The following is a 22,293-nucleotide window of genomic DNA, read 5'->3' as shown; positions in this document are numbered from 1 at the left end:
AGGCACGCAAGGTGTCGCGCCGGTTCTAGCTCTAGGTCCTAAGGAGATCGTCATGGCACAGGGAACCGTGAAGTGGTTCAACGCGGAAAAGGGCTTCGGCTTTATCGCCCCCGACGACGGTGGCCCGGACGTATTCGTGCACTTCTCGGCCATCGAGGCCTCGGGCTTCCGTGAGCTGTCCGAGGACCAGCACGTGACCTACGAGGTCACCCAGGGCCCTAAGGGCCCGCAGGCCGCCAGCGTGCGCGTCTGACCTGCCTCTCTCCGGTGGCTCCCTGTCCGACCTGGGCTGGGAGCCACCGGTGTTTCCGAGGTCACACCGGAGAGCACTGTCATGCCGATTTGCGGATGTCGGCTTGCGGAGGGTTGCCGGCTTGGCACGAAGGCGGCGGGCTAGTGGATCTGTTCGGCGCTGAGCCCGGTTGGCACCTGTGATCCGCTACGGGCCAAGCACCTGCCGTTGGTGTGCTAGGCGTCTTTTGTGGATAGACGACTGGCGGAATCACCCCTCGTTACGGGGTCCTCTGGTTCACGCCGGGTGAGCACCAAGGGGGCGTCGTCGGTGATGGCGACCGTGTGCTCGGAGTGGGCCGTGCGTGAGCCGTCGGCCGACCGGATGGTCCAGCCATCGGAGTCATAGACGATCTGGTCGGTCGTGCGGGCGAACCAGGGTTCGAGCGCGAGGGTCAGGCCCGGCCGGAGCGTGAGGCCGCGCCCGGCCTGGCCCTTGTTCGAAACGTGGGGCCCCTCGTGCATGGTGCGGCCGAGGCCGTGGCCACCGAACTCGGTGTTGACCGGGTAACCGTAGTCGTGGGCTACCGCCCAGATGGCCGCCGAGATGTCACCCAGGCGGTTGCCCGGAAGCGCCATCTCGATCGCCGCCTCCAACGCTTCCTCGGTGGCGCGGATGATCCGCAAGTCCTCCTCGGCGGCGGTCCCGACGACGACCGTGCGCGCCGAATCGGCCACCCAGCCGTCGACGCTGACCGCGAGGTCCGCGCTGAGTACGTCGCCGTCACGCAGCGTGTAGTCGTGGGGCAGGCCGTGCAGGACGGCGTCGTTGACCGACAGGCAGATGACGTTGCGGAACGGGCCGCGTCCGAAGGACGGCGCGTATTCCCAGTAGCACGACTCCGCCCCGCGCCGTTTGATCATGCCGCGCACGTGGTGCTCCAGGTCCAGGAGATTGACGCCCACGTCGGCGAGCTGGCCGACCTCGGAGAGTATTCCGGCGACGAAACGCCCGGCCACGTGCATTCGTTGGATCTCCGCAGGCGTCTTCAGTTCAATCACGAATACCTCGCGTCACAGAGTGTTGGTATTACTATACCGGCACTCTAACACTTGCCGGTATAGTAATACCAGTAATATCCTGGGCGCATGGTCCGCCAACCGCTTACACCTGAGCAGATCGAAGCAGGCAGGCGTCTCGGCGCCCTGCTGCGCCACGCGCGAGCGGGACGCGACCTAGCGGAAGTCGCGCACGCGGCTGGCATCTCGCCGGAAACCCTGCGCAAGATCGAGACAGGACGACTACCCTCTCCCGGATTCGGCACGATCATCTGCCTCGGTGAGGCGCTCAACCTGCCGGTGCAGGAGTTGGCAGCCACCTGGCGCGGCAGCGACCTACCGCTGGAAGCCGTCTTGTAGCCGCTGCTCCACCCGTCCACGGAACCGGCCGGCACCATCGCAAAGTGACAAGTAGTACCTGTAGCTGGTGCCGGCCATCGCTGGAAACGATGAGCAGAACCCCATGTCGCACCGATCTTCTGATGACAGATATCGCGTGTAGTCACATCACGCTACGGCATCAGATCTGGCCAGGCACGTGGCGTGGATTTGTTCGTGGGTAGGGTCGACCTGGAACCAGGTGCTGTTCACCCCACGCACCTGACTGGGGGAAGGCGGTACTGGTCAGGAGACCAGGTCGGCAGAGCCGGCGTAGGACACGAGGTCGGGGTTGGCCATGTTCGCCTCGCGGAGCCCGCACCAGCGGCTGGTCAGCCTGGACGCGCGGAGGGGCAGGTCTTTTGGTCCGACGTACACGTCTTCCTCTCTGCTTGAGCTGGACTGTCAGCGAGGGTGGGAACAGTCGTCGTCGAGCAGGTCAGGTGATTGATATTTCCGCTCAACCGTCGCAGCAGAGCGTGCGGAACCGGTGGGTCGTGCCGAGCATCGCGGCGTCGGTCGTGCCGCGTGCGCCGAAGGCCCTCCTCCCGTATCTCCAGCTGGCGCGGGTGCACGCGCCCATCGGCAGCTGGCTGTACCTCCTCCCCGGTCTGTGGGGGATGGCGCTCGCCTCGGCGGGGCTGCCCGACTGGCGGCAGGTGCTGCTGTTCGCGATCGGCGCGGTGTTGGTGCGCGGTTTCGGCTGCACCGTCAACGACATCGTCGACCACAAGGTCGACGCTCGGGTGGCGCGTACCGCCGCGAGGCCGATCCCGGCCGGTTCGGTCACGGTCGCGGGAGCGCTGGTCTTCGCCGTGGTGCAGGCGGTGGCGGCGCTGCTCGTGCTGGCCGTGGCCAGCGTTCCGGCGGCGGCGCTCGTGGCCGCCTCCTATCCGCTGGTGGTCGCGTACCCGTTCATGAAGCGGATCACCTACTGGCCGCAGGCCTGGCTGGGGCTGGTCTTCAACTCGTACGTCCTCGCGGGCTGGCTCGCGGTGACCGGGAGGATCGAGACCCCCGCGCTCCTGCTCTACGTCGCTGGTTTCTTCTGGACGCTGGGGTTCGACACGATCTACGCCCACCAGGACAAGGCGGACGACCTGCTGGCGGGGGTGAAGTCCGCCGCGCTGCGCCTCGGCAGGGCGACCCGGACCTGGGTCGCCGGGTTCTACGGGGCGACGGTGGTCGGGATCGTCGCCGCCGGAGCCGTCGCCGGTGTGCACTGGACGTTCTACGCGCTGCTCCTGCCGAGCGTGGCGCAGCTGTACCGGCAGGTGGCGACGGTGGACATCGACAACCCCGCCGACTGCCGGGAGAAGTTCGTCTCGAATCGTTTCTTCGGGTGGCTCGTGCTCGTCGCCATTGTCGTGGGAAGGGTTTTGTGAGCCGGCCGCGCGGTCGCACCGAAATGATCGGAGAGGGAGAACACATGGGTTTGGGCCCGTCGCCCGTGCGCACGGGGCCGCACCGCCTGGCCCGGTTCGTGTCGCTCCTGCAGGAGCCCTCGAAGTTGGCCACCGAGGTGCTGGAGGAGTGGTGCGGTGCCCCGGTCACCGCGGAGATCCGCCACCGAACGGGCGGCCGGTTGCCCATCCCGCTGGCCGAGCCGACACCCGGCCGGGAGGCCGCGGAGGCGGAGGGAGACACCTTCCTGCCGCCGGAGCGGGTGGCCGAGCTGATGCAGATCTCGACGAGTACCAGCGTGCAGTTCCGCGCCGTCCACCTGCGCGCCGGGACCGCCAAGATCGCCACCGCGAGCGCCGTCGTTGCGCTCGACCGCATCAGCACCGAGGAACGCACCGTTCTCGGCACCACCAACATCCCGCTGGGGCCCGCGCTGGCTTCGGGTGGTGTGCAGCGCGTGATGGTCACGTTCCCCGACCTGCCCCGCGTCGAGCCCTCCGCGCGGATGCCCGGCGACGCCGACGCTCCCGTGCTGACCGTCACCGCGCTGCTGTGTCGCGGAACCGTGCCCGTCGGTCTCGTGCGGGAGACTTTCCTGCGCCGCCTCCTCGACTGAGACGCCCGTCCACGACGCATGAGGGATCAGATGTCGAACTCTCCCGCCGCGGTCTTCGAGCGGCTCACCACCGGCGTCACGCCGGTCGACTCCAAGGTCCATCTCGGCACCGCCTGCGTGCTCGGCGGCGGAGTCGCGGGCCTGGTCGCGGCGCGCGTGCTCGCCGACCACGCCGACCGTGTCGTGATCATCGAGCCCGACCACCCGGACGCGCTGAACGGCGCGGTTCGTCCCGGCGTCCCGCAGGGCTACCAGGTGCACCTCCTGCTGCCCGGCGGGCGCGCGCAGCTCGAACGCTTCTTCCCCGGTGTCGTGGCACAGGCCCTCGCCGAGGGCGCTGTCTCGTGCGGTCCGGAGCACACCGCCACCTACCTCGACGACGTCTATCAGATCGCCACCCCCAACGCGGAGTTCGTGGCGAGCAGCCGCCCCTTCCTGGAGTCGCTGATCCAGCGGCGCACGCTCGCACTGCCCAACGTCGAGCTGGTGAGCGGACGCGTCACCGGGTTGCGGTACGAGCGCGGCGCGGTCGAGTCGGTGCGCTATGCGATCGGCGGCGACCACGTCGTCGCGCCCGCCGACTTCGTCGTCGACGCCACCGGTCGCGGCAGCAGGTTGCCTGACTGGCTGGAGCAGGGCGGCTGGCCTCGGCCGGAGACAGAACGGCTCCCGATCGACATCCGCTACCTCTCCGCCCGCTACACGCGCTCGATCGACTGGGATGGCCCCCTCAGCGGCATCTCCCGCTACAGCCCGCAATTCCCGAAGGGCATAGCCGGAGCGGCGGTCAACGCGATCGAGAACCAGCAGTGGGCGGTGATGCTCGCTCACTTCGGCAACGCTGCAGAGGGCCGCACGCCCGACGAGTTCGCGGCCCGGTGCCGTGAGCTGCCGCCGATCTTCCAGGAAGCCGTCCGGGGCGAACTCGTCGGCGAGGTTGTCCCGTACCGCCACCCCGACAGCAGATGGCGTCACTTCGAAGCGCTCGACCGCTTCCCCGCCCGCCTGGCGATCGTCGGCGACGCCGTGGCATCGTTCAACCCCGTGTACGGGCAGGGCATGTCCTCGGCCGCGCTCCACGCGTCCTGCCTGTCGGAGTACCTGCGCTCCGGCCCCGACCTGGAATCCCCCGCCCGGCACCTCCTCGAACTGGAGAAAGTCGTCGTCGAAACCGCCTGGCAGACGTCCACGGCCGGTGACGCTGTCCGGCTGGGCGTGGCAGCGCCACCGGTCACCGAGCCGGAGCGACGGCGGGCGTGGGCCGTGCGACAGGTGCGGGACGCGGCGGGCCGGGACGAGCAGGTCGGCACGGCCCTGCGGGCGGTGGGGTTCATGACCGCCCATCCCGCGTCGCTGATGGCACCGGAGCTGGTGCTTCGCGCGGCACGGGTCAACGGTGTGCCGGAGGAGCAGATCCGGCAGGAGTACGCGATGACGGAGCCGATGTGAAAGATCAGACGACGCGGACAGCGCTCGACCGCTACATGGAACTCGCCGACCGCGCGGTGCGGGACCGGGCGGCATTGGAGGAGCTCCCCACGATCTTCGCGCCGGACGCCACCGTGCGGCTGCGCGACGAGCCGGTGACCGGAATCGCCGCGATCAGGGAGTTCTACCAGGCGTTCGTGGCGGCGGTGGCCGAGAGCAAGCACTACTGGACGACCACGATCCTCGACGACGGCACGATCGAGTCGCACTGGGTCGTCGCGGCGCGCCGGGCCGATGGCAGCCTGATGACCGCGGCCGGGGTCGAGCACGCGACCGTCGACAGCGACGGGTTGATCACGAACCTGCGCAACCGGTACACCCGTCCGCCGGGCTGACCGGGCCCTGCGGACGACCCTCCGCCGTGGGTCTGCACCGGCTCTCCCGGTGTAGACCAACGGCGACGCAGACCTAGACGAACTGGTCGCCCTGCGTGCGAAGCACCCTGCGCAGCACCTTGCCGTTGCCGTTGCGGGGCAGCGCGTCCAGCCACACGACATCCTGCGGGACCTTGTACCACGACAGCGTGGACCGGGCGAGCTCGACCAGCTCGGCGCCAAGCGCGTCGTCACCCCGCACCGGCCCCTCCTCGGGCGAGCCGGGTGCCGCAGCGGCGACGACGTAGGCGCGCAGGCTCGTGTACCCAGCCGGGCGCCGCACGGAGCTGACCGCCGCCTCCAGCACCCGCGGGTGGCTCTCCAGCAGGCGTTCGACCTCGCTCGGGACCACGTTCTGCCCGCCGATCACCTCGACGTCGTCGAGCCTGCCGTGAGCGTGCACGACACCGTTCTCGTCGATCGACGCGAGGTCGCCGGTCGGCCACCACACGTCGGTCAGGATGTCGGGTCCTAAGCTGCCGCGGGCGACGCCACGAGTGGCGAAGGGGACGCGGATGTGCAGCTCGCCCCTGCCGCCGGTGAGCAGCTCCCGTCCGTCGGCGTCGACGACGCGCACCGGCCTGCCGGGCAGGGGCGGGCCGACCGCCGACGGCACGTCGTAGACGGCGGGCGGACCGACGGCGACGCCACCGGCCTCCGTCGTGCCGTAGGTGTTGAGCAGCCGGTCGCCCATGATCGGCACCAGCTGCTCGCGCAGCCGCGCGGTGAGCACCTCCCCGGCGCAGAAGGCCTGCCGGACGTTGCCGAGCACCTCGGCGTGGCCGGGTTCGAGCAGCAGCCGTGCCAGGAAGCTCGGCTGCGCGAACAGGACGGTGACGTTGTGGTGGCGCATGAGCTCGACCGCGGCAGCCGGGGTCGCGCGGGGCCGCGACAGCACCGCGGTCTGCCCGGTTTCGAGGGTGGTGAACACCGACGCGCTCAACCCGCCGACGAAGTACATGCGCGACACCGAGAGCCCGACGGTGTCGGGGCCGCTCACCAGGCCCGGCGCGCGCGGGGCGCCGAGGTCACGGTGGCGGAAGAAGCACAGCTTCGGTGCCCCGGTGGTGCCGGAGGTGAACACGGCCAGCGCGGCGGCGTTCCCGCCCTCGGCGAACACCTCGTCCGGCTCGGCGGCGACGAGCGGACCGACCTCGACAGTGGGGGCGAGCCCGGCGTCGTCGAGCCACCCCGCGGTCTCCGGGTCGACCACGGCGAGCGCCGTTTCGGCCGTGGCCACGTCGCGCGCCAGGTCGTCCCGGCTCATCTGGACGTTCACCGGGACCGCGACGAGACCGGCCTGCCACGCGCCGAGCAGGCACCACACCATCTGCACGCTGTCGGGCAGGGCGAGCAGCACCCGGTCACCGGCGCGCAGGCCGCGCGACCGGTACCCGGCCGCCACCCTGGCCGCGCCGTCGAACACCTCCGCGAAGGTCCACGCCCGGCCGTCGGCGTGGAACGCGGTCCGCTCGCTCCACCCCTCGTCGCGCACGTGCTCCGCCCAGCGGCGCGTCAAGTTCTCGTACATGTCCGCCCGATGCTCCTCTCGATCCGGGGAACGTCGCCCCATCTTGGCCACGTCGTGACCTCGAGCCGATCACCCGATCCACGTCACCGGAGCCGAGGTCAATCCAAGATCAGGTAAAGCATCCCCGACGGCAAACCGCCGAACAAGTCCTGAGACCACACAATTGACACCCCGGCATTGACGCTCTCATGACAGACCCGTCGTCTGAACACTGTGGACACTGGAAACACAACTCGGTGGATAGCAAGGTGGCCTCGCCGTGCTGATCAAACTCAGCCAAAGAGTCCTGAGTGGACAGCCGTGTTCGAACATCAGAAGATGCCGTCGGCAGCGCGTTCTGCGGACCTTGGAGCAGTAGAGCGCTCCCAGTCTGAATAGATCAACAGAGGACGCCGCGATGAGCGCAGCGGAACGGCTCTACTCCCGGAACCAGGGGCACGCCTGGGAGATGATCACGCTCGGGTGGATGCTCGCGTCGTCGACTTCGGAACGACCGCCTTGCCCCCGGCTGCTCGGGGTTCGGCCCGACGATCTGTCAATTGTTGCGGGAGGCCGCCGGCCAGTTCGGCAGGCCCGAGGACTTCGCCCTCATAGGCTGCCCGGAACCCGAACCGAGTTCGTCCCAGCAAGCGACCGACATCGATGCTCTCACGCCTGCTCAGGCCAACCAAGCGCGTTATTGATCTGCAGGCCCTAACTACACGGCATGGGTTCTAGAACTCATCCGGCGAGATGTGCTAGAACATAGCAATGAGTTCTAGAACAGTTGGAGTGCGTGGCACTCGGATGGGGGCGCGCTGGATGCGCGGCCGCCGAGCGGGCTTGGCCGGTTCGGCGAGTACGGGGGTCGGTTCGTGCCGGAGTCTTTGGTGCCGGCCTGCGACGAGGTCGAGCGCGAATTTCGTGCGGCATGGGAGGATCCGTCGTTTCGGAGCCGGCTCGAGCGCGTTTTGTCGGTTTATGCGGGGCGGCCGACCCCGGTGACGCCGGCCTGGCGACTGTCGGCCGAGCTAGGGATCACATTGCTGCTCAAGCGGGAAGATCTCCTGCACACCGGCTCGCACAAGATCAATAGCGTGCTTGGTCAGGCGTTGCTCGGACAGCGGATGGGGAAACGTCGGCTGATCGCCGAGACCGGGGCGGGACAGCACGGGGTGGCCACTGCGACCGCGGCCGCGTGGCTGGGCTTCGCGGCCACGGTGTTCATGGGGGAACGGGACATCGAGCGTCAGGAACTCAACGTTTTCCGCATGCGCATGCTCGGCGCCGAAGTGGTGCCGGTTAGCACGGGCAGCCGGACGTTGAAGGACGCGACCAGCGAGGCCCTGCGGCATTGGGTTTCTTCGGTGAATGACAGTTACTACTGCATCGGCTCGGTGATGGGGCCACATCCGTATCCCTGGATGGTTCGGGAGTTCCAGCGGGTGATCGGCGACGAGGCGCGAACGCAGTGCGCGGCTTATCTGCGTACGGGCACGCCGGACTTCGTCGTCGCATGTATCGGTGGCGGCTCGAACGCGGCCGGCACGTTCGCCGGTTTCCTTGACACCCCCGCACAGTTGGTCGGGGTCGAGGCGGCAGGTGGTGCCGCGGTCAACGCCGGTACCACCGGGGTGCTGCACGGCTTCAGGACGAAGGTGCTGCAGGATTCGCACGGGCAAATCAGCTATGCGCATTCGATCGCGGCGCGGCTAGACTATCCGGGCATCGGTCCCGAGCACGCGTACCTCTCCGATCTCGGCCGCGCCCGCTATGTGACGGTGGACGATCACGAGGTCGTCAAGGCTCTGCGCAAGCTCGGGGTATCCGAGGGGATTCTCTGCGCGCTCGAGTCCGCGCACGCCGTCGCCTGGGTGCTCCGCGCGGTCGAGCAAGGTGAGATTCCCCCAGGCGCGACCGTGCTGCTGACCCTGTCGGGCCGCGGTGACAAGGACATGCCAACCCTCATGGAGTCGACCCGATGAAGTCCTTGCGCCACGAGGTCAAGGCTCTCGAAGCCCAGACCCGACAGGTCCGCGACGCTGGGGGCAAGATCCTCGCCCCATACATCACGGGAGGTATCACCGAAAACTGGACCGACTACCTCCATGCGAGCGAGCAAGCTGGTGCCGATCTCATCGAGATCGGGCTGCCCTTCTCCGATCCGACCCTTGACGGCCCCACCGTGCAACGCGCGTCAGAGAAAGCGCTGCGGCGGGGGGCAACCGTCGAGCGGATCCTCCGCGACGTCGCCGGCCTCGGCCTATCCGTGCCGTTGGTCGTGATGACATACGCGAATCTCGTGTTCCGCAACGGTGCGGAGGAGTTCTGCCGGGCACTGTGCGAGTCCGGGATTACCGGGCTCATCGTCCCGGACCTGCCGGTCGACGAGGCCGGATCGCTGTCCGAGGTGGCCGACAGACACGGTATCGACCTGGTCCTGCTGGCCTCGCCGGTCACCCCGCCGCAACGGCAGCAGGTGATCGTCGAGCGCAGCCGGGGGTTCGTCTACGCCGTGAGCCTGATGGGCACCACGGGCGAGCAACTGGAACTGGCGGGTTCCGGACGGGAGCTCGCCACGTCCCTTCGACGCCGCACCGACCTGCCCGTGCTTGCCGGTTTCGGGGTGTCATCCCCGCACCATGCTGCCAAGGCGGCGCGGTATGCGGACGGCGTCGTCGTGGGCTCGGCGCTGATGCGTAAAGTTCTCGACGGTGCCGGTCCTGAACAGCTCGGCGCCAGTGTTGCGTCGCTGCGGGCGGCGCTGGACGCGGCCGACGGGTGAGCTGAGGAGCGGACGGGGTGTTGGGCAGTGATCGCGGGCCACGCACGCCGAAGTACGCGGTGATCGCCGCGGACCTCGAGGCCAAGATCAAGGCAGGGATGTATGAATCCGGCCAGGCACTGCCGGCGCAGCGTGAGCTCAGCACCGCATACGGCGTCACTTTGATGACCTTGCGGCAGGCGCTGCAGGTGCTCGCCGAACGCGGGCTGGTGACCCAGGAGGCCGGTCGGGGCACCTTCGTGACGGCGCCGAAAGCCGTCTACAACATCGGATCGCTGCAAAGCTTGTCCGACGAACTCCGCGCGCAAGGGCACCCGATCGACACCGTCCTGCTGAGCCGGACCAGGCGCAAGCTACCCGGATGGGTGGCGGTCCGGCTTGGCCGGGAAGCCGGTGCACCGGCGGTGCGGGTCGAACGGTTGCGTCGAGTCGGCGGTGTACCCGCGATCCATCAGGTGTCCTGGCTTCCGGAAGCCGTCGCCGGACCGCTGGCGCACGTCGATTTCACCAGCACCTCGCTCTACGGCGCCTTGGCCGAAACCGGCGCCATGGTGGAACGGGCTACCGAACGCCTCAACCCCGGCGTGCTCTCGGCTCGACTGGGCAAGATCCTGGAAAAGCCGACCGGCGTTCCGGTGTTCCTCAGCGACCGGGTGACCTATTCCGCAGGCGACGAGCCGGTGCTCTTCGACCGCGCGACGATCCTGGGCGAGTTCATCGAGGTCCGGACCGATCGTGCCGCGTCCGCGGTATCCGTTCGGTGGACCCGCGCCGGGCAGGAAACGTCGGCGTAGGCCCGCGCCGGGCTCTGGCGGTCGTGACAGCCGCGCGCGCTGGCGTGCGCAGCTTGGAGGAGATCAGCTCCATGACTGACGCATCCTGCAGCGTGGTGCCGTCGCCAACGCACCGATTTCCATTGAAATTGCGGGAGTTCTCCACAGGCGTCGGTGTGTCGTACCTCGACACGCCGATGGACGCAATTTCCATTGAAATCGAAGGTTCGATTTCCATGGAAGTTGCGGGCTACGTCGAACTGCAGATCGGGCCGACCGTGGTCGCCACGTGGCGACGCAACTCCTCCACCAGTTCGGTGTTCGCTGTCTGTTCGGCTGCCGGGTCGTCGTGCACGATGACGAACGCGACGATCACTTGACCCGTCGTAGGGTCGCAGGCCCCGACGACGCGGCCTCGGCCACACGCGGGTGTGCCACGCGGATCTTGCCCTGGTGCATCAGATCGGACAGCGCGCCCAGGGTCTCGTCGAAGTCCGTGTCCGGGTCCGGGCGGTGCACCTGGTACAGGTCGATCCAGTCGGTTCGCAGTCGCCGGAGGCTGTTCTCCACCTCCTGGAAGATCCACCGCCGCGAGTTGCCGCATTGGTTGACCTCCTCGCCGATCTGGAGGTGGAACTTGGTAGCCAGCACCACGTTGTCCCGCCGCCCCGCCAGCGCCTTGCCGACGATCTCCTCCGACTCGCCCTGCGAGTACGCATCCGCGGTGTCGATCAGGTTGGTGCCGGCATCGAGCGCCCGGTGGATGATCCGGACGCTGTTGTCGTGGTCAGGCTTGGCCCGGCCACCAAAATTCATCGCGCCCAACGCCAGCGGGCTCACCCTGATCCCCGTGCGGCCAAAGGGTCGATAGCTCATCACGCTACCTCCAAAGAGTTCGCGGAACGCACACCCGTGGCGCCGTAGGAGGCCCGAACGCGGCTCGGCTCATCTCGATCTCGAACCGGGGGAGCCTGCACCTCACGATGTGGGCGCTGTGTTGTGGCGCCCTGCTCCGACTTCGAGATTGCGGCGGATTCGGTCACGCGCGACGGCGTCACCGGTGTTGAGATCGGCGTTGCGCACGCGAACCGCGTGGGGGCGGCCGGAGGCCATGACGAAGCGGGGATTCTCCAGGGCGGCGATGTTCTGCGTGGGGTCACCGTCGACGGCGATCAAGTCGGCGCTCAGGCCCGGGCGCAGACGCCCGGTGACATCCTCCAGTCGACAGACGCGGGCGGCGACTTCGGTAGCGCTGGCGATCGCCTGCCGTGGCGACATGCCGGCGTCGATGAAGGTGTCCAGGCAGTCCACGTAGCGTTCAAAGTGGACCATCGGGATGCCGGCGTCCGTGCCGGCCGCGATGATCGCACCGAGGGCGATGAGTCTGCGCAGGTTGCCGACGACCGCATCTCGTTCGTCCCACGGGCACATGTAGTGTTCGGTGGTGCAGGCAGTGTTCATCGCGGGACTGACGGCGATGCCCCGTTCAATGATCACCGCGGCGATACGGGGGTCGTACTGGGTGCCGGTCCGCGTGACCCAGCCGCAGTGTTCGAGGCAGTCGACACCGGCGAGAACGGCCCGTTCGATGCCCTCGGTGCCTAGCACGTGGCTGGTCACCGGAAGGTCGTTGGCGTGCGCCTCGGCGACTAGGGCGCTGAGTTCCTCGACGGTGTAGCGGGCTTCGGACGGATGGCTGCCGGGTGTCATGAACCCGCCTGTGGCCATCACCTTGATCAGGTCCACCCCTTGGTCGGCGTGTCGGCGCACCTGTGCCCGGACCTCGTCGACGCCATCGGCGATGCCGCCCATAGACCAGCAGTGGCCACGGGTGACGGTGATCGGTGCGTTCGCCACCAGCATCCGGGGTGTGGCGTGCGGCAGGGTGACCAGCAGGTCCCGCACCTCGGTGCCCAGGGTGCCGGGTGAGCCGAGGTCGCGGGCGGTGGTGACGCCCGCGTCGAGCAGCCGCCCGGCATTGGCCACCATCAGTCGCCGCAGCGCCTCATGGTCGGACGACATCTCGTTGAGATCAGCGTCGGACGCCGGATCCAGGCAGAGGTGCACATGGCAGTCGATCAACCCCGGCATCAGGGTGGTGTCGCCGAGGTCGGTGACCGCCTCGGCGGTGCTCGCCCAGCTCGGCGCGGAGCTGCGGGGTCCGGCATAGGTGATCGTGTCGCCCTCGACGCACACGACCGCATCGTTGATCAGCGGTGCGGTCGCGTCCGTCAGGAGCCGCGCGGCCACGAGGATGCTTCGGGGGGTCACGCTTGCCTCCGGTACTCGGCGATCGCGGTGCATACGCGATCGATGTCTTCAGTGGTGTTGTAGTAGTGGAACGCGATGCGCAAGATCGACCCGCGTGGCGAGGTGACGATCCTGCGGGCGGCCAGGAACGCTGCCAGCGCCTCGGGGTCGGGGTCGACCACCGCGACCTGTGGTCCGGGCTTGGCGTCCGGTGCCGGCACGCTCAGCGTCTCGCCTGCTTCGGCCAGCCGGGCACTCGTCTCTGCGACCAGGTTCTCGACATGGGTCCACCGGGCGATCGGGTCGACCTGGTTGAGGACCTCGATTCCGGCCCGCGCCGCGTACACCGTGGGGATGGCCGGGGTACCGGACTCGAACCGGCGTGCCTCCTTGGGGACGTCGAGGCTCGTCGGATCGAAATTGAACGGGTCGACGCGACCGAACCAGCCGGTCATCCGCGGCGGGTGCTGGTCCGCGACGCCGGACCGGGCGAACAGCACCGCGATTCCGGCGAGACCGAGCAGATATTTCAGCGTCCCGGTGATGAGGTAGTCGCAGTCGATCCCGGCCACGTCGATGGGGACCACCCCGGCTGCCTGGTAGGCGTCGACCAGCACGCGCGCCCCAACCTCGCGTGCGTGTTTGGCGATCTCGTTGACCGGCTGGAGGGATCCGTTGGTGTAGAGGGCCAGCGGGATCGACACCAGCCGGGTCGCGTCATCGATCTGGGCGCGGTACGCCTCGACCACGCCGAGCGTGCGCATCGCGTCGTGACTGACCCAACGTGTCTCACCGTCGCCCCGGCGCTGCGCGTGCAGCACCTGTCCGACGCTGGGGAACTCGGCCGCCATCGACACGATCACGCCACCGGCTGCGAAGTCCACCGCGTTGGCGACCTGGAACGCGCCATGAGATGCGGAGGGCACCAGCGCGATTTCGCTCGCCGACGCGTTGAGGAAGCTAGCCGCGGTAGCACGCAACCGTTCCACCTCCGTCATCCACGCACCCCACGGGGCACCCTGGTCGCGCACCAGGTACGCCATCTCGGCCAGTGCCGCGGTGACGCTTGTGGCGATCGCGCCTTGACTGCACGAGGCCAGGTGCGTGGTGTCGGCCAAGCTGGGGAACTGGGCCCGGAAACGGTGGGGATCCATGCGTCACCTCCGTGTGAACAACGCGTAGCTGTGATTAGTCACAGTGAACAGGTGGCAGCATCACTGCGCAAGTCCTTCCACGCGGAAGGTCCCGCCTGGAGATTGACGCCATGACCTAAGTCACTCACACTGATGCGAATTCATAAGAGATGAACACAGAGTTGTGTGTCTTGACAGGAGTAACCATGTCCCGACCGTCCATCCCAGCTGCCGGGCGCACGTCCCAGCGGCGCTGGCACTGGCTGTTGTTGGCGGTGCCACCCGTGTGGTGTATCGCTGCTGTTCCGCTAGTCAACCAGGTTGGCTACGTGTTCGGTTCGATTCCGTTCCTGCTGGTGTGGATGACGCTCGGCGTGGTGGTCGGGTCGGCCGCGATCGGTGTCATCTACGTCGTCGATCGCCGCAACGGCGAACTGAACCGTTTCTAGGAGCGCGAGATGGCGTTGATCATTGCTTTAGTGATCGCGGTCGGCTCGATCGTGTGGGGTTCGGTGGCTGCCGCTCGTGGCCGGACGATGAACATGCAGGAATGGTCGGTGGGCGGACGGCGGTTCGGCACCTGGTTGTTCTGGTTCCTGCTCGTCGGTGAAACGTTCACCACATCCGCGCTGCTGGGCGCTTCCCAGGGAGTGTTCAGCAATGGCGCGCCTGGATTCTATGTTCTCGGCACGGTCGTGCTGGCCGCGACGGTGGGCTACTGGGTGGTCCCGAAGATCTGGCGTGCGGGTAAACGCCATGGGCTGGTCACGATGGGGGATTTCTTCACCAACCGCTTCGAGGCGCCGTGGTTCGGCGGCCTGATCGCCGTGTTCGGCATCATCGCGTTGCTGCTCTACACCCAGCTGCAACTGACCGGCCTGAGCCTCATCTTGGCCAGCCTCTTCGGCACTGCTGTGCCCTCGCTGGCCTACGTCGTGGCCGGTGGTGTCCTCGTCGCCTTGTTCGTCCTGGTCGGGGGTATGCGCAGCGCCGCCTTCACCGCGATCGTCAAAGACATCCTGCTGATCGTGGTCCTGCTCGTGATCACGGTGGGCGCGGCGAACGCGGCCGGTGTCCATAGTCCACTGGGCATCTTCGACGCGATGAAACAGGCGCACCCCAACAGCGCGACCCTTCCCGGCATCCAGGGTGGGACCGCGACGAACACCTGGTGGTGGATGAGCTTCCTGCTGGTCACCCCGCTGGGGCAATTCGCCCTGCCCCATATGTTCCAGGTGTCCTACAGCGCCAAGGACACGGCGACGATCCGCCGCAACCAGGTGATCCAACCCCTGTACTCGCTGTTCTACGTCCTGATTTGCATCATCGCGCTCGCCGCAGTGCTCGCGCTGCCAAAGCTCACCGACAAACAAGCCAACCAATCGCTGCTCATCTTCGTGCGCGAGAAGTACCCGGACTGGGTCATCGGCATCCTCGGCGGCGCGGGCATCCTCGTCGCACTCGTGCCCACCGCGGTCCTCATCCTCACCGCCAGCAGCCTGCTCACCCGCAACGTGATCGGCGCCGCGTCGAAACGGTGGGCCTCTTCGCTCACCCTGACCCGAATCGGCGCCCTCGTGTTCACCGCACTGGCAGTGCTCCTGGTCGCCAGCAGCAACGCGAAACTACTGACCATCATGACCAACATGTACAGCGCAGTCGGCCAGCTCGCCCCCGCCCTGTTCCTGTCCATGTTGTGGCGAAGAGTCACCGCGGCAGGCCTGGCCGCTGGGGCCATCTGCGGCGGGCTGATCATCGGTGTGCCTGCGCTTGGATCGATAGTTCTGCACGCAGTGCCTGCCGGCATGGTTGTCGGCCTGCCCGCGCTCGTGGTCAACCTCGTCGTCACAGTGGCGGTAAGCCTGGTCACCCGGCCACCCTCGGACGCCGCGATCGACATCGGAACCGGGAACGGTTTGCCCGCTGCGCCGGAAGAGGCCATCGGGGCCAGCATCACCCGATGACCCACGACGACACCGTTCGTCCCTGGTCGCCCGGCACGCAGCCCGGTGACCAGGGTCGAAGGCCTGTCGGATGATAATGGTTCGGTGACCGTGACACGGATCCGTGAATACCGAAACCTCCGGGGCCTGACTGTCCGCCAGCTGGCTGATCAGGCTGGCGTGTCCACCGGCCTGATCAGCCAGGTTGAACGTGGCGTCACCGATCCCAGCCTCGAAACCATGCGACGCATCGCCGAGGTTCTCGACGTCCCGCTGTTCAGCCTGTTCCAGGACGGCGACGACCAGACCGTCGCGGTCATCCGCCGCGACGACCGATACCGGATCTCCTCACCACATCACGCCATCACCTACACTCGAGCCTCCCCAGGCGGCGCCAAACTCGAAGTTCTCGAAGGCTCGCTCGAACCCGGTGCCGTCTCCTCCGAGGAACTCCGCTCGCACCCCTCCGAGGAGTGCGTGGTGGTCCTCGTCGGCCGGCTCACCGTCCAGATCGGCGAGCAAACCCACGTACTCAAGACCGGCGACAGCTGCCACTTCGACTCGAACATCCCGCACCGCTTCCGCAACGACGGCAGGAACACCGTGCGATTCATGATCAGCGTAACGCCACCCAGCTACTGATCTTGGCTACGGGGTTAACGGACACGTGCGGGCGGCACAACCACCTTCTCACGTGTGCGGGTTCCCGATAAATGATCAAGGTCTATGCCCTATCCCGTTGGCCTTGCTGCTTAGCCTTGCTGTTGTTCGGTGATCCAGGCCGCGATCTGGGCGCGGGAAGTGAAGGCGAGCTTGGTGAGGATGTGGTCGATATGGGCTTCTGCGGTGCGCTGGGCGATCACCAGTGTTGCCGCGATGTCCTTGTTCGACATGCCCTTGGCGACGAGGGCGGCCACCTCACGCTCGCGTCGGGTCGTAGGCGGTGGGGAGGTCGAGGCCCGGCCACTCGGCGGTGATCGAGCCTCGATCCCGCCGCTGCTTCTCGGCTGCCAGCAGCACGTCCGCCGCGGTGTCGACGTCCCAGTTCTTTGCGTCCGTCATGCGCTCACCATTTCCTTCCCGGCCGAGCCGAGTTCGTCGCGCAGCGCGATCGCCGAGCCGGGCGGTTGCTGCTGCGAGCCCCCACCCTGTTGCGCCTGCAGGCATTGTCACAACGACGCGTGGAGTGGATGTAATCGGAGCAGGCGCACTGTGGAGCGGGACGCCCGGCGATGCGCCTGCACCGGCATCTCGCCATCTCGAGTCGGTGTTGCTGCTCGGCCGTCGTGGTTCGGCGAAGCAGTTCGCTCGGGGACAGCCCGGAGGAATCTCGACGACCTCGATGCCGGCATCAGCCAGGACAGTGTCGAACAATGCCGTGAACTGCTTACCCCCGGGCTGGGTGAGCGCGTCAATCAAAAGCGCGTCGAACGGCTCATGCGCTCTGCGGGGATCCTGTGATAACGCCTCCCGCGTTTCTCGATGTAGGCCATGCCTTGTCTAATCCATACAAATCAACCCTCTACAGTTTCAGGGAATTGCCACTGGACGGTGCGGAACGCTTGGTGCGGTGTTGTACTTGGGCGAACAGTCCGGTCGCGACCAGTGCCATCAGGCCAGGAAGCCAGTACTGCCAAGCCTGGGAGAGACCGGCGAACGAGGCGGTGTTCTGTGTCACCTGAAGCAGCAGGACCCCGAAGAGAACCCCGATGAAGCTTCCGCGGCCGCCGAAAATGGAAGCACCACCAAGGACCACCGCGGTGATGCTGGCGAGAGTGTAGGAGATACCGGCCGTCGGGTCACCGATGCCGGTCTGTGCCGCCAGCAAGAACGCGCCGAACAGCGTGCACATCGAGCCCGCCACGTAAGCCAGCACGTAGACGCGAGTGACGGGGATGCCCCGCTTGTACGCGGCCTGGTCGGCGGAACCAGTGCCACGCAGGCACAAACCGGCCATCGTGCGGCGCGACGCGAGTTCGAGAACGACCAGAATTACTGCCCCGGCGATCACGGGCCACGGGACGGGACCGATCTTGACCTTGAGCAGCGAGGTTACCGGTTCGGCGATCAAGCCGCCGGGGACATCGCGCATGAACAGCGAAAAACCCTGCAGCGCCATATAGGTCACGAGTGTGGCCACCACGGGCGTGACGCGGGCGAACTTCACCAAGGTGCCGTTCACCAAGCCGATTCCACCGGCTACCAACACCATCATCACGAACCCCACGACCCACCAGCCCATGGCGTAGTCGTCGCTGACATAGAACGACGCGACGACGACGAGCGCTCCGCTCAGCGGCCCCACCGAGAGATCGATTCCGCCCGTCAGCATCACGATCAGCTGACCGGCGGACAGGAACAGCAGCGGGCCGAGGAGCTCCAGCATGCTGGAGATGTTGAAGCTGGACAGAAACCGGTCGTTCTGGGCGGTCCCGACGATGGTCAGCGCTATGATGGCGGCGATCAGGAACGTGCTCGGTCCTTGCTCGCTGGACAGCAGCTTTCGCCAGCCGCGTCCCGGTGTTTTCTCCCGCGACGCGACCCGCTCCTCTTGCTCGGCGGGCGAGCCGGTCAATGCGGCCTCGGTGATCGCGTTATCGGTGATCGCATCGCCGACCAGTTCGGCGACCACCTGGCCCTTCGAGAAGACCAGGACGCGGTCGCACAGTCCGGCGAGCTCCACGTTGTCGGAGCTGAGGACGACGACGGGCACGCCACTGTCCGCCGTGTCCCGCAGCCGGTGGTAGATGTCCGAGCGGACGCCTACGTCGATGCCCTGGGTGGGTTCATCGCACAGCAGGACCTTGGGATCGGACAGCAGCGAACGACCCAGCACCACCTTTTGCTGGTTGCCTCCCGAAAGCGTCCCGACGGCGACGTCCGGGGACGCGAGCTTGACGCCGAGCTCGACTACTTCCCTTGCGACGAGCTGATCTTCGCGTTGGACACCGATGATTCCGGCGCGCGATGTCCGGTCGGTCGCCGCGACGGCCAGGTTCTCGCGGACGGAGTGAATGGTCGCGACACCTTCGACATGACGTTCCTGGGGCATGAGCACGACACCCGACTCGCGCGCCCGGCGAGGGCTCGATACGTCGACCGGTCGGCCTTCGATCAGCACCCGCCCCCGGCTCGGCGCGGCACCGCCCAGTGCCCTGATGAATTCGCGCTGCCCGTTGCCCTCAACGCCGGCGAGACCGAGGATCTCCCGCCGGGCCAGGGCGACGCTCACCCCGCCCAGCCGATCGGATGTCAGGTCCCGCACCTGCAGGACCGGTTCGCCCGCATCGGCGGCGCGATCGGGGAACAGCGAGGTGACCTCCCGCCCGGCGACGCGCGTGATGACCTCCTGTTCGCTCACCTCGGCCCGGTTGAAGGTGCCGCGTATCTGGCCGTCGCGTAGCACCGTGATGCGGTCGGCGAGGGCGAACACGTCGGGCAGCCGATGGCTGATGTACACGACGGCGACACCGCGGGCGGCGAGCTCACGAATCCGCTCGAACAGCCGCTCGGTCTCGGCGGACATGAAGGGCTCGGTCGGCTCGTCGAAGATGACGACGCTCGGGTCGCACGCGAGTGCGCCGCAGATCTCGACCGCCTGCTTCTCGGCGAGGGTGAGCGCGCGAACCGGGACGGTGGCGTCGATCGGCATGCCCATCGCCCGCAACTTCTCCGTCGCCCACCGCGTCGCCTCACCGAAGCGCGGGCGCTTCGCCGCGGGCACCGACAGCATGAGGTTCTCCGTCACCGTGAGGTCCGGGAGCAGTGTCGGGTGCTGAAAGGCGATCGCGAGGCCCTGCTCGCGCGCGGCCACCGGGGAGATCTCGGCCAGCGGTCGGCCCGCGATCGCGATATGCCCACTGTCCGGTTTCACCGCGCCCGAAGCGACTGCCATGAGGGTCGACTTGCCCGCGCCATTGCCGCCGACGAGCGCGTGGATTTCACCCTCCTGGGCCTCGAAGTCGACCCCGTCCAGGGCGAGTACACCGGGAAAACGTTTGGTCACACCGCGCATCACCAGGCGGGCGCTCGATTCGTCCATCGTGTGAGTCCCTTCCGGTGCTGGTCCGCGGCCGCCGACCGCGGACCAGCGCACAGATCGATCAGTTGTAGATGCTCTTGAGCTTCTCGGGCGCGAGTTCGGCCGAGAGGATGGCGCTGGTCGGCAGTGCCGACTCGCACTTCGGTTGCTTGCCGCTGTCGAAACTGTCTTCGTAGATCGGGATGTTGATGATGTCCGGCTCGTCGTTGTTGATGCCCTCCTTCGCGGCGACGGCTTTGCGCAGCGCGAGGCGGACGAGCCAGGTCCGGCTCGAGACGGTCACGAGGTTGAAGCCGGGCTGCTGTGCCCTGGCCTTCTGCCATTCGCACGCCAGGCCGTTGTTGTCGTTCGCCGTCCACAGCGGAAGCTTGCGGCCGGCCGATTCGAAGGCGCGAACGCCACCGACCGAGCCGTCGCCCGAGTCCGAGATAATCGCGTCGATCTTGTTGTACTTGGTCAGCAGGCCCGCGACGACCCGCTGCGTCTGGGCCGGGTTCCAGTTCGTGTCGATCGGTTTGCCCGGTTCGTTCAGCAACTTGGCGTTCTTGCAGGCCGGGTTGCTCGTGAACTCATCCTCGATGCCCTTGATCTCCGTGGTGCTCTGGGTGTTGCCCGGCGTGCCGCCCAGGAAGAGGACGTTGCCACCGGCATCCCCCAGGTGCTCGCAGGTCCAGCGGGCCCAGGTGTGCCCGTCGTTGACCGTGTTGTGGCCGACGAACGTGGTGTAGTCAGTACCGGCGGTGCCACCCGGGTTGGCGGTCCACGGCACGATCGCTACGCCGTTCTGGAACGCCTCCCGCAGCGTTGGCAGGAGCGCTTGGCCCGCGTCGGGGAACACGACGATGGCGTCGGCGCCCTGCGCGACGAGCGCCTTGATGTCGCTGATCGCCTTTTGCGGATTGTTCTGGGCGTCGGAATACGGCATGACGGTGAGGTTCGGGCACTTGCTCGCCTCATCCTCGAACTCGGCCCGTGCCGTCTTGCGCCAGGCGTTGTCCCCCGTACCGTCGGCCAGCGCGACCTTCAGCGGTTTGGTGCCGCAGAACTCGTTGATCGATTTTAGTTGGGAGACTTCACCGATCTTGCCTTTGTCGCCGTACACCTCGTTGACGTTCGAGGTGGAACCGCCCTTCGGGCTCGCGCATCCGGTGACGGCGATGAGTGCCGCGACGACGATCGACCCGGCTGCCAGCACAGGGCGTCGCTTGTTGACCATTGTCACTCCATTGTGAGGGTTACTGGATGTGGTGGGGAAATGCCCGCCGACTACCGAGACGTAGCCCGGTTCCCGCTCAACCGACGGGGGATCGCGCTCAGCGGCACGCGGCGCAAGACAACGGCCAGGGCGAGAACGGCCGCTTGCACGAGCAGTTGAATCGAGGTCGCGGCACCGGCGGCGAGCACGACCTGGTTGAGCTGGGTCAGGAACAGTGCCGCCACGCCGGTGGCGACCGCGCTGCTCATGCCGCCGGTCAGCAGGCTTCCCCCGAGGACGACCGCGGCAATGGACGACAGCTGGTAGGTGTTGCCGAGCAGGATGTCGGGCGTACGCAGGTACGCCGCCAGCAGAAGTCCCGCCAACGCATACAAGAGCCCGCCTATCGCATAGGCGGAGACCTGGTACCCCTCGGCTCGGATGCCGAGCAACCGTGCGGCGGCCGGGTTGGCGCCCACGCTCAGGAAGCGCCGCCCGAGCACCGAGCGCCGCCGGAGCCACTGGGTGATGGCGACCAGGATCACCGCGATGATCAGCAGGTTGGGCACCGTCCACAGGGAACCGGTCGCGAACGCGCTGACGGCCGGGTTCGCGGACGCCGGAAATCCCTTCGATATCTCTAGCACGACACCGATGAGGATCGTGTTCATGGCCAGGGTCGCCACGAACGCGGCGATACCGAACCGCACCACCAGCACGCCGATGACCAGTCCGCCGGCCGCCCCGGCGAGCAGTCCGAGTACCGCCGAGACGGCCAGCGGAAGTCCGGTCAGCTCGGGCACCTTGGTGGCGAACAGGGCCGCCAGCGCCATCGCGCCCGGCACGGAGAGGTCGATGCCGCGCTGAGTGATCACGAAGGCTTGCCCGAGCGCGGCGAGGACCAGGATCGAGGCGAAGGGAAGCATCGAGCTCAACGCGGCCCCGGAAAGGCTGCCAGGCGCGATCAGTGGGCTGATCGCGAACAGCACCGCGGTCATCGCCCACACCGGCACGAACGGACCGCGGGGCAGCCTCAGTCGTGGCCGCCGGGCCTGCGCGGCCCGTTGCACGGATTCGTGTAGGCCGAGGGACATCGCTAATCCTTTCTTTCT

The 22,293-nt window shown here is 67.4% G+C and carries 24 protein-coding genes; 12 read left to right on the top strand and 12 right to left on the bottom strand.

Translation table 11 applies throughout. The annotated features are described in order from the left end of the window. Window positions 1–52: 52 nt before the first annotated feature. The gene (locus DL519_RS13220; RefSeq protein WP_168589343.1) at window positions 53–253 is read left to right on the top strand and encodes a cold-shock protein; all 201 of its coding nucleotides are present in this window, start codon (window positions 53–55) and stop codon (window positions 251–253) included. Window positions 254–468: 215 nt separating this feature from the next. On the opposite strand, the gene map is transcribed toward DL519_RS13220, so the two are convergent. Next, window positions 469–1,293 (bottom strand): type I methionyl aminopeptidase, encoded by an 825-nt coding sequence (gene map, locus DL519_RS13215; protein ID WP_190815064.1) that lies wholly within the window; start codon window positions 1,291–1,293, stop codon window positions 469–471. Between the two features lie 87 nt (window positions 1,294–1,380). Here map and DL519_RS13210 point away from each other — a divergent pair, with 87 nt between their 5' ends. Continuing rightward, window positions 1,381–1,650, top strand: a complete 270-nt coding sequence (locus tag DL519_RS13210) for a helix-turn-helix domain-containing protein (RefSeq protein WP_190815062.1) — start codon at window positions 1,381–1,383, stop codon at window positions 1,648–1,650. Between the two features lie 264 nt (window positions 1,651–1,914). Here the strand turns inward: DL519_RS13210 and DL519_RS48635 are convergent, their stop codons facing one another. Continuing rightward, window positions 1,915–2,046, bottom strand: coding sequence for a hypothetical protein (locus DL519_RS48635; RefSeq protein ID WP_263399639.1), 132 nt, complete (start codon window positions 2,044–2,046; stop codon window positions 1,915–1,917). 65 nt (window positions 2,047–2,111) lie between these two features. Between DL519_RS48635 and ubiA the strand changes: the two genes are divergently transcribed. From ubiA to DL519_RS13190, 4 genes are read left to right on the top strand one after another with little or no spacing between them, the layout of a single operon-like run. Then, window positions 2,112–3,053, top strand: a complete 942-nt coding sequence (gene ubiA / locus DL519_RS13205; protein ID WP_223838908.1) for a 4-hydroxybenzoate octaprenyltransferase — start codon at window positions 2,112–2,114, stop codon at window positions 3,051–3,053. 44 nt (window positions 3,054–3,097) lie between these two features. Next, window positions 3,098–3,688 (top strand): hypothetical protein, encoded by a 591-nt coding sequence (locus DL519_RS13200; RefSeq protein ID WP_190815060.1) that lies wholly within the window; start codon window positions 3,098–3,100, stop codon window positions 3,686–3,688. Between the two features lie 30 nt (window positions 3,689–3,718). After that, window positions 3,719–5,137, top strand: coding sequence for an FAD-dependent oxidoreductase (locus DL519_RS13195; protein ID WP_190815058.1), 1,419 nt, complete (start codon window positions 3,719–3,721; stop codon window positions 5,135–5,137). Further along, on the top strand, window positions 5,134–5,511 hold the full coding sequence (locus tag DL519_RS13190; RefSeq protein WP_223838906.1) for a nuclear transport factor 2 family protein: 378 nt from the start codon (window positions 5,134–5,136) through the stop codon (window positions 5,509–5,511). Before DL519_RS13195 ends, DL519_RS13190 begins: the two co-directional genes overlap by 4 nt. A gap of 73 nt (window positions 5,512–5,584) precedes the next feature. Here DL519_RS13190 and DL519_RS13185 read toward each other — a convergent pair whose 3' ends face one another. Continuing rightward, window positions 5,585–7,081 carry a class I adenylate-forming enzyme family protein gene (locus DL519_RS13185; RefSeq protein ID WP_190815056.1) on the bottom strand — a complete coding sequence of 499 codons (1,497 nt, stop codon included), beginning with the start codon at window positions 7,079–7,081 and terminating at the stop codon, window positions 5,585–5,587. Window positions 7,082–7,878: 797 nt separating this feature from the next. On the opposite strand from DL519_RS13185, the gene trpB reads away from it, so the two are divergent. The 3 genes from trpB to DL519_RS13170 are packed head-to-tail and all read left to right on the top strand — an operon-like array spanning window position 7,879 to window position 10,639. Beyond that, entirely contained in the window at window positions 7,879–9,045 is a 1,167-nt protein-coding gene (gene trpB, locus DL519_RS13180) for a tryptophan synthase subunit beta (protein WP_190823953.1), read from the top strand. Next, on the top strand, window positions 9,042–9,845 hold the full coding sequence (gene trpA, locus DL519_RS13175; RefSeq protein ID WP_190815054.1) for a tryptophan synthase subunit alpha: 804 nt from the start codon (window positions 9,042–9,044) through the stop codon (window positions 9,843–9,845). The genes trpB and trpA overlap by 4 nt, the downstream gene beginning before the upstream one ends. Before the next feature lie 17 nt (window positions 9,846–9,862). Next, on the top strand, window positions 9,863–10,639 hold the full coding sequence (locus tag DL519_RS13170; protein ID WP_223838899.1) for a GntR family transcriptional regulator: 777 nt from the start codon (window positions 9,863–9,865) through the stop codon (window positions 10,637–10,639). 229 nt (window positions 10,640–10,868) lie between these two features. Here DL519_RS13170 and DL519_RS49935 read toward each other — a convergent pair whose 3' ends face one another. From DL519_RS49935 to DL519_RS13150, 4 genes are all read right to left on the bottom strand, one after another. After that, on the bottom strand, window positions 10,869–10,973 hold the full coding sequence (locus DL519_RS49935) for a hypothetical protein (protein WP_223840277.1): 105 nt from the start codon (window positions 10,971–10,973) through the stop codon (window positions 10,869–10,871). A gap of 17 nt (window positions 10,974–10,990) precedes the next feature. After that, window positions 10,991–11,494, bottom strand: coding sequence for an aldo/keto reductase (locus tag DL519_RS13160; protein ID WP_317891361.1), 504 nt, complete (start codon window positions 11,492–11,494; stop codon window positions 10,991–10,993). 102 nt (window positions 11,495–11,596) lie between these two features. Continuing rightward, complete coding sequence (locus tag DL519_RS13155; RefSeq protein ID WP_190815048.1) at window positions 11,597–12,889, bottom strand: metal-dependent hydrolase family protein; 1,293 nt, start codon at window positions 12,887–12,889, stop codon at window positions 11,597–11,599. Then, window positions 12,886–14,022: an aminotransferase class V-fold PLP-dependent enzyme gene (locus DL519_RS13150; RefSeq protein WP_190815046.1), complete on the bottom strand. Its 1,137-nt coding sequence runs from the start codon at window positions 14,020–14,022 to the stop codon at window positions 12,886–12,888. The genes DL519_RS13155 and DL519_RS13150 overlap by 4 nt, the downstream gene beginning before the upstream one ends. A gap of 185 nt (window positions 14,023–14,207) precedes the next feature. On the opposite strand from DL519_RS13150, the gene DL519_RS13145 reads away from it, so the two are divergent. The 3 genes from DL519_RS13145 to DL519_RS13135 all read left to right on the top strand — a co-directional run bounded on the left by DL519_RS13145 (window position 14,208) and on the right by DL519_RS13135 (window position 16,586). Next, complete coding sequence (locus DL519_RS13145) at window positions 14,208–14,450, top strand: DUF3311 domain-containing protein (RefSeq protein WP_190815044.1); 243 nt, start codon at window positions 14,208–14,210, stop codon at window positions 14,448–14,450. Between the two features lie 9 nt (window positions 14,451–14,459). After that, complete coding sequence (locus DL519_RS13140; RefSeq protein ID WP_190815042.1) at window positions 14,460–15,965, top strand: sodium:solute symporter family protein; 1,506 nt, start codon at window positions 14,460–14,462, stop codon at window positions 15,963–15,965. A 90-nt stretch (window positions 15,966–16,055) separates the two neighbouring features. Next, complete coding sequence (locus DL519_RS13135; RefSeq protein ID WP_223838896.1) at window positions 16,056–16,586, top strand: helix-turn-helix domain-containing protein; 531 nt, start codon at window positions 16,056–16,058, stop codon at window positions 16,584–16,586. Between the two features lie 110 nt (window positions 16,587–16,696). Here the strand turns inward: DL519_RS13135 and DL519_RS13130 are convergent, their stop codons facing one another. The 5 genes from DL519_RS13130 to DL519_RS13110 form a co-directional block, all read right to left on the bottom strand. After that, window positions 16,697–16,861, bottom strand: coding sequence for a response regulator transcription factor (locus tag DL519_RS13130; protein ID WP_263399637.1), 165 nt, complete (start codon window positions 16,859–16,861; stop codon window positions 16,697–16,699). Window position 16,862: 1 nt separating this feature from the next. Continuing rightward, the gene (locus DL519_RS13125) at window positions 16,863–17,006 is read right to left on the bottom strand and encodes a hypothetical protein (protein ID WP_190815037.1); all 144 of its coding nucleotides are present in this window, start codon (window positions 17,004–17,006) and stop codon (window positions 16,863–16,865) included. A gap of 460 nt (window positions 17,007–17,466) precedes the next feature. After that, a complete protein-coding gene (locus DL519_RS13120; RefSeq protein ID WP_190815036.1) occupies window positions 17,467–19,986 on the bottom strand; it encodes an ATP-binding cassette domain-containing protein in 2,520 nt (839 codons plus the stop codon). Window positions 19,987–20,047: 61 nt separating this feature from the next. Further along, entirely contained in the window at window positions 20,048–21,202 is a 1,155-nt protein-coding gene (locus tag DL519_RS13115; RefSeq protein ID WP_190815034.1) for a substrate-binding domain-containing protein, read from the bottom strand. 50 nt (window positions 21,203–21,252) lie between these two features. After that, window positions 21,253–22,275: an ABC transporter permease gene (locus DL519_RS13110; RefSeq protein WP_190815032.1), complete on the bottom strand. Its 1,023-nt coding sequence runs from the start codon at window positions 22,273–22,275 to the stop codon at window positions 21,253–21,255. Window positions 22,276–22,293: the final 18 nt, after the last annotated feature.

It is taken from the genome of Saccharopolyspora pogona (assembly GCF_014697215.1).
GTDB classification, from domain to species: domain Bacteria; phylum Actinomycetota; class Actinomycetes; order Mycobacteriales; family Pseudonocardiaceae; genus Saccharopolyspora; species Saccharopolyspora hattusasensis.
The sequence above is the reverse complement of the archived record's forward strand: the minus strand, read 5'-3'. Positions and strand labels throughout refer to the sequence as shown.

Bases quoted from the DNA above. Each gene is read 5' to 3' on its own strand.
- DL519_RS13145 (WP_190815044.1), top strand. From the start codon at position 14,208: ATGTCCCGACCGTCCATCCCAGCTGCCGGGCGCACGTCCCAGCGGCGC.
- DL519_RS13200 (WP_190815060.1), top strand. From the start codon at position 3,098: ATGGGTTTGGGCCCGTCGCCCGTGCGCACGGGGCCGCACCGCCTGGCC.
- DL519_RS13140 (WP_190815042.1), top strand. From the start codon at position 14,460: ATGGCGTTGATCATTGCTTTAGTGATCGCGGTCGGCTCGATCGTGTGG.
- DL519_RS13160 (WP_317891361.1), bottom strand. From the start codon at position 11,494: ATGAGCTATCGACCCTTTGGCCGCACGGGGATCAGGGTGAGCCCGCTG.
- DL519_RS13195 (WP_190815058.1), top strand. From the start codon at position 3,719: ATGTCGAACTCTCCCGCCGCGGTCTTCGAGCGGCTCACCACCGGCGTC.
- DL519_RS13210 (WP_190815062.1), top strand. From the start codon at position 1,381: ATGGTCCGCCAACCGCTTACACCTGAGCAGATCGAAGCAGGCAGGCGT.
- trpA (WP_190815054.1), top strand. From the start codon at position 9,042: ATGAAGTCCTTGCGCCACGAGGTCAAGGCTCTCGAAGCCCAGACCCGA.
- DL519_RS13120 (WP_190815036.1), bottom strand. From the start codon at position 19,986: ATGGACGAATCGAGCGCCCGCCTGGTGATGCGCGGTGTGACCAAACGT.
- DL519_RS13110 (WP_190815032.1), bottom strand. From the start codon at position 22,275: ATGTCCCTCGGCCTACACGAATCCGTGCAACGGGCCGCGCAGGCCCGG.
- DL519_RS13150 (WP_190815046.1), bottom strand. From the start codon at position 14,022: ATGGATCCCCACCGTTTCCGGGCCCAGTTCCCCAGCTTGGCCGACACC.
- DL519_RS13125 (WP_190815037.1), bottom strand. From the start codon at position 17,006: ATGACGGACGCAAAGAACTGGGACGTCGACACCGCGGCGGACGTGCTG.
- DL519_RS13220 (WP_168589343.1), top strand. From the start codon at position 53: ATGGCACAGGGAACCGTGAAGTGGTTCAACGCGGAAAAGGGCTTCGGC.
- DL519_RS13115 (WP_190815034.1), bottom strand. From the start codon at position 21,202: ATGGTCAACAAGCGACGCCCTGTGCTGGCAGCCGGGTCGATCGTCGTC.
- DL519_RS13185 (WP_190815056.1), bottom strand. From the start codon at position 7,081: ATGTACGAGAACTTGACGCGCCGCTGGGCGGAGCACGTGCGCGACGAG.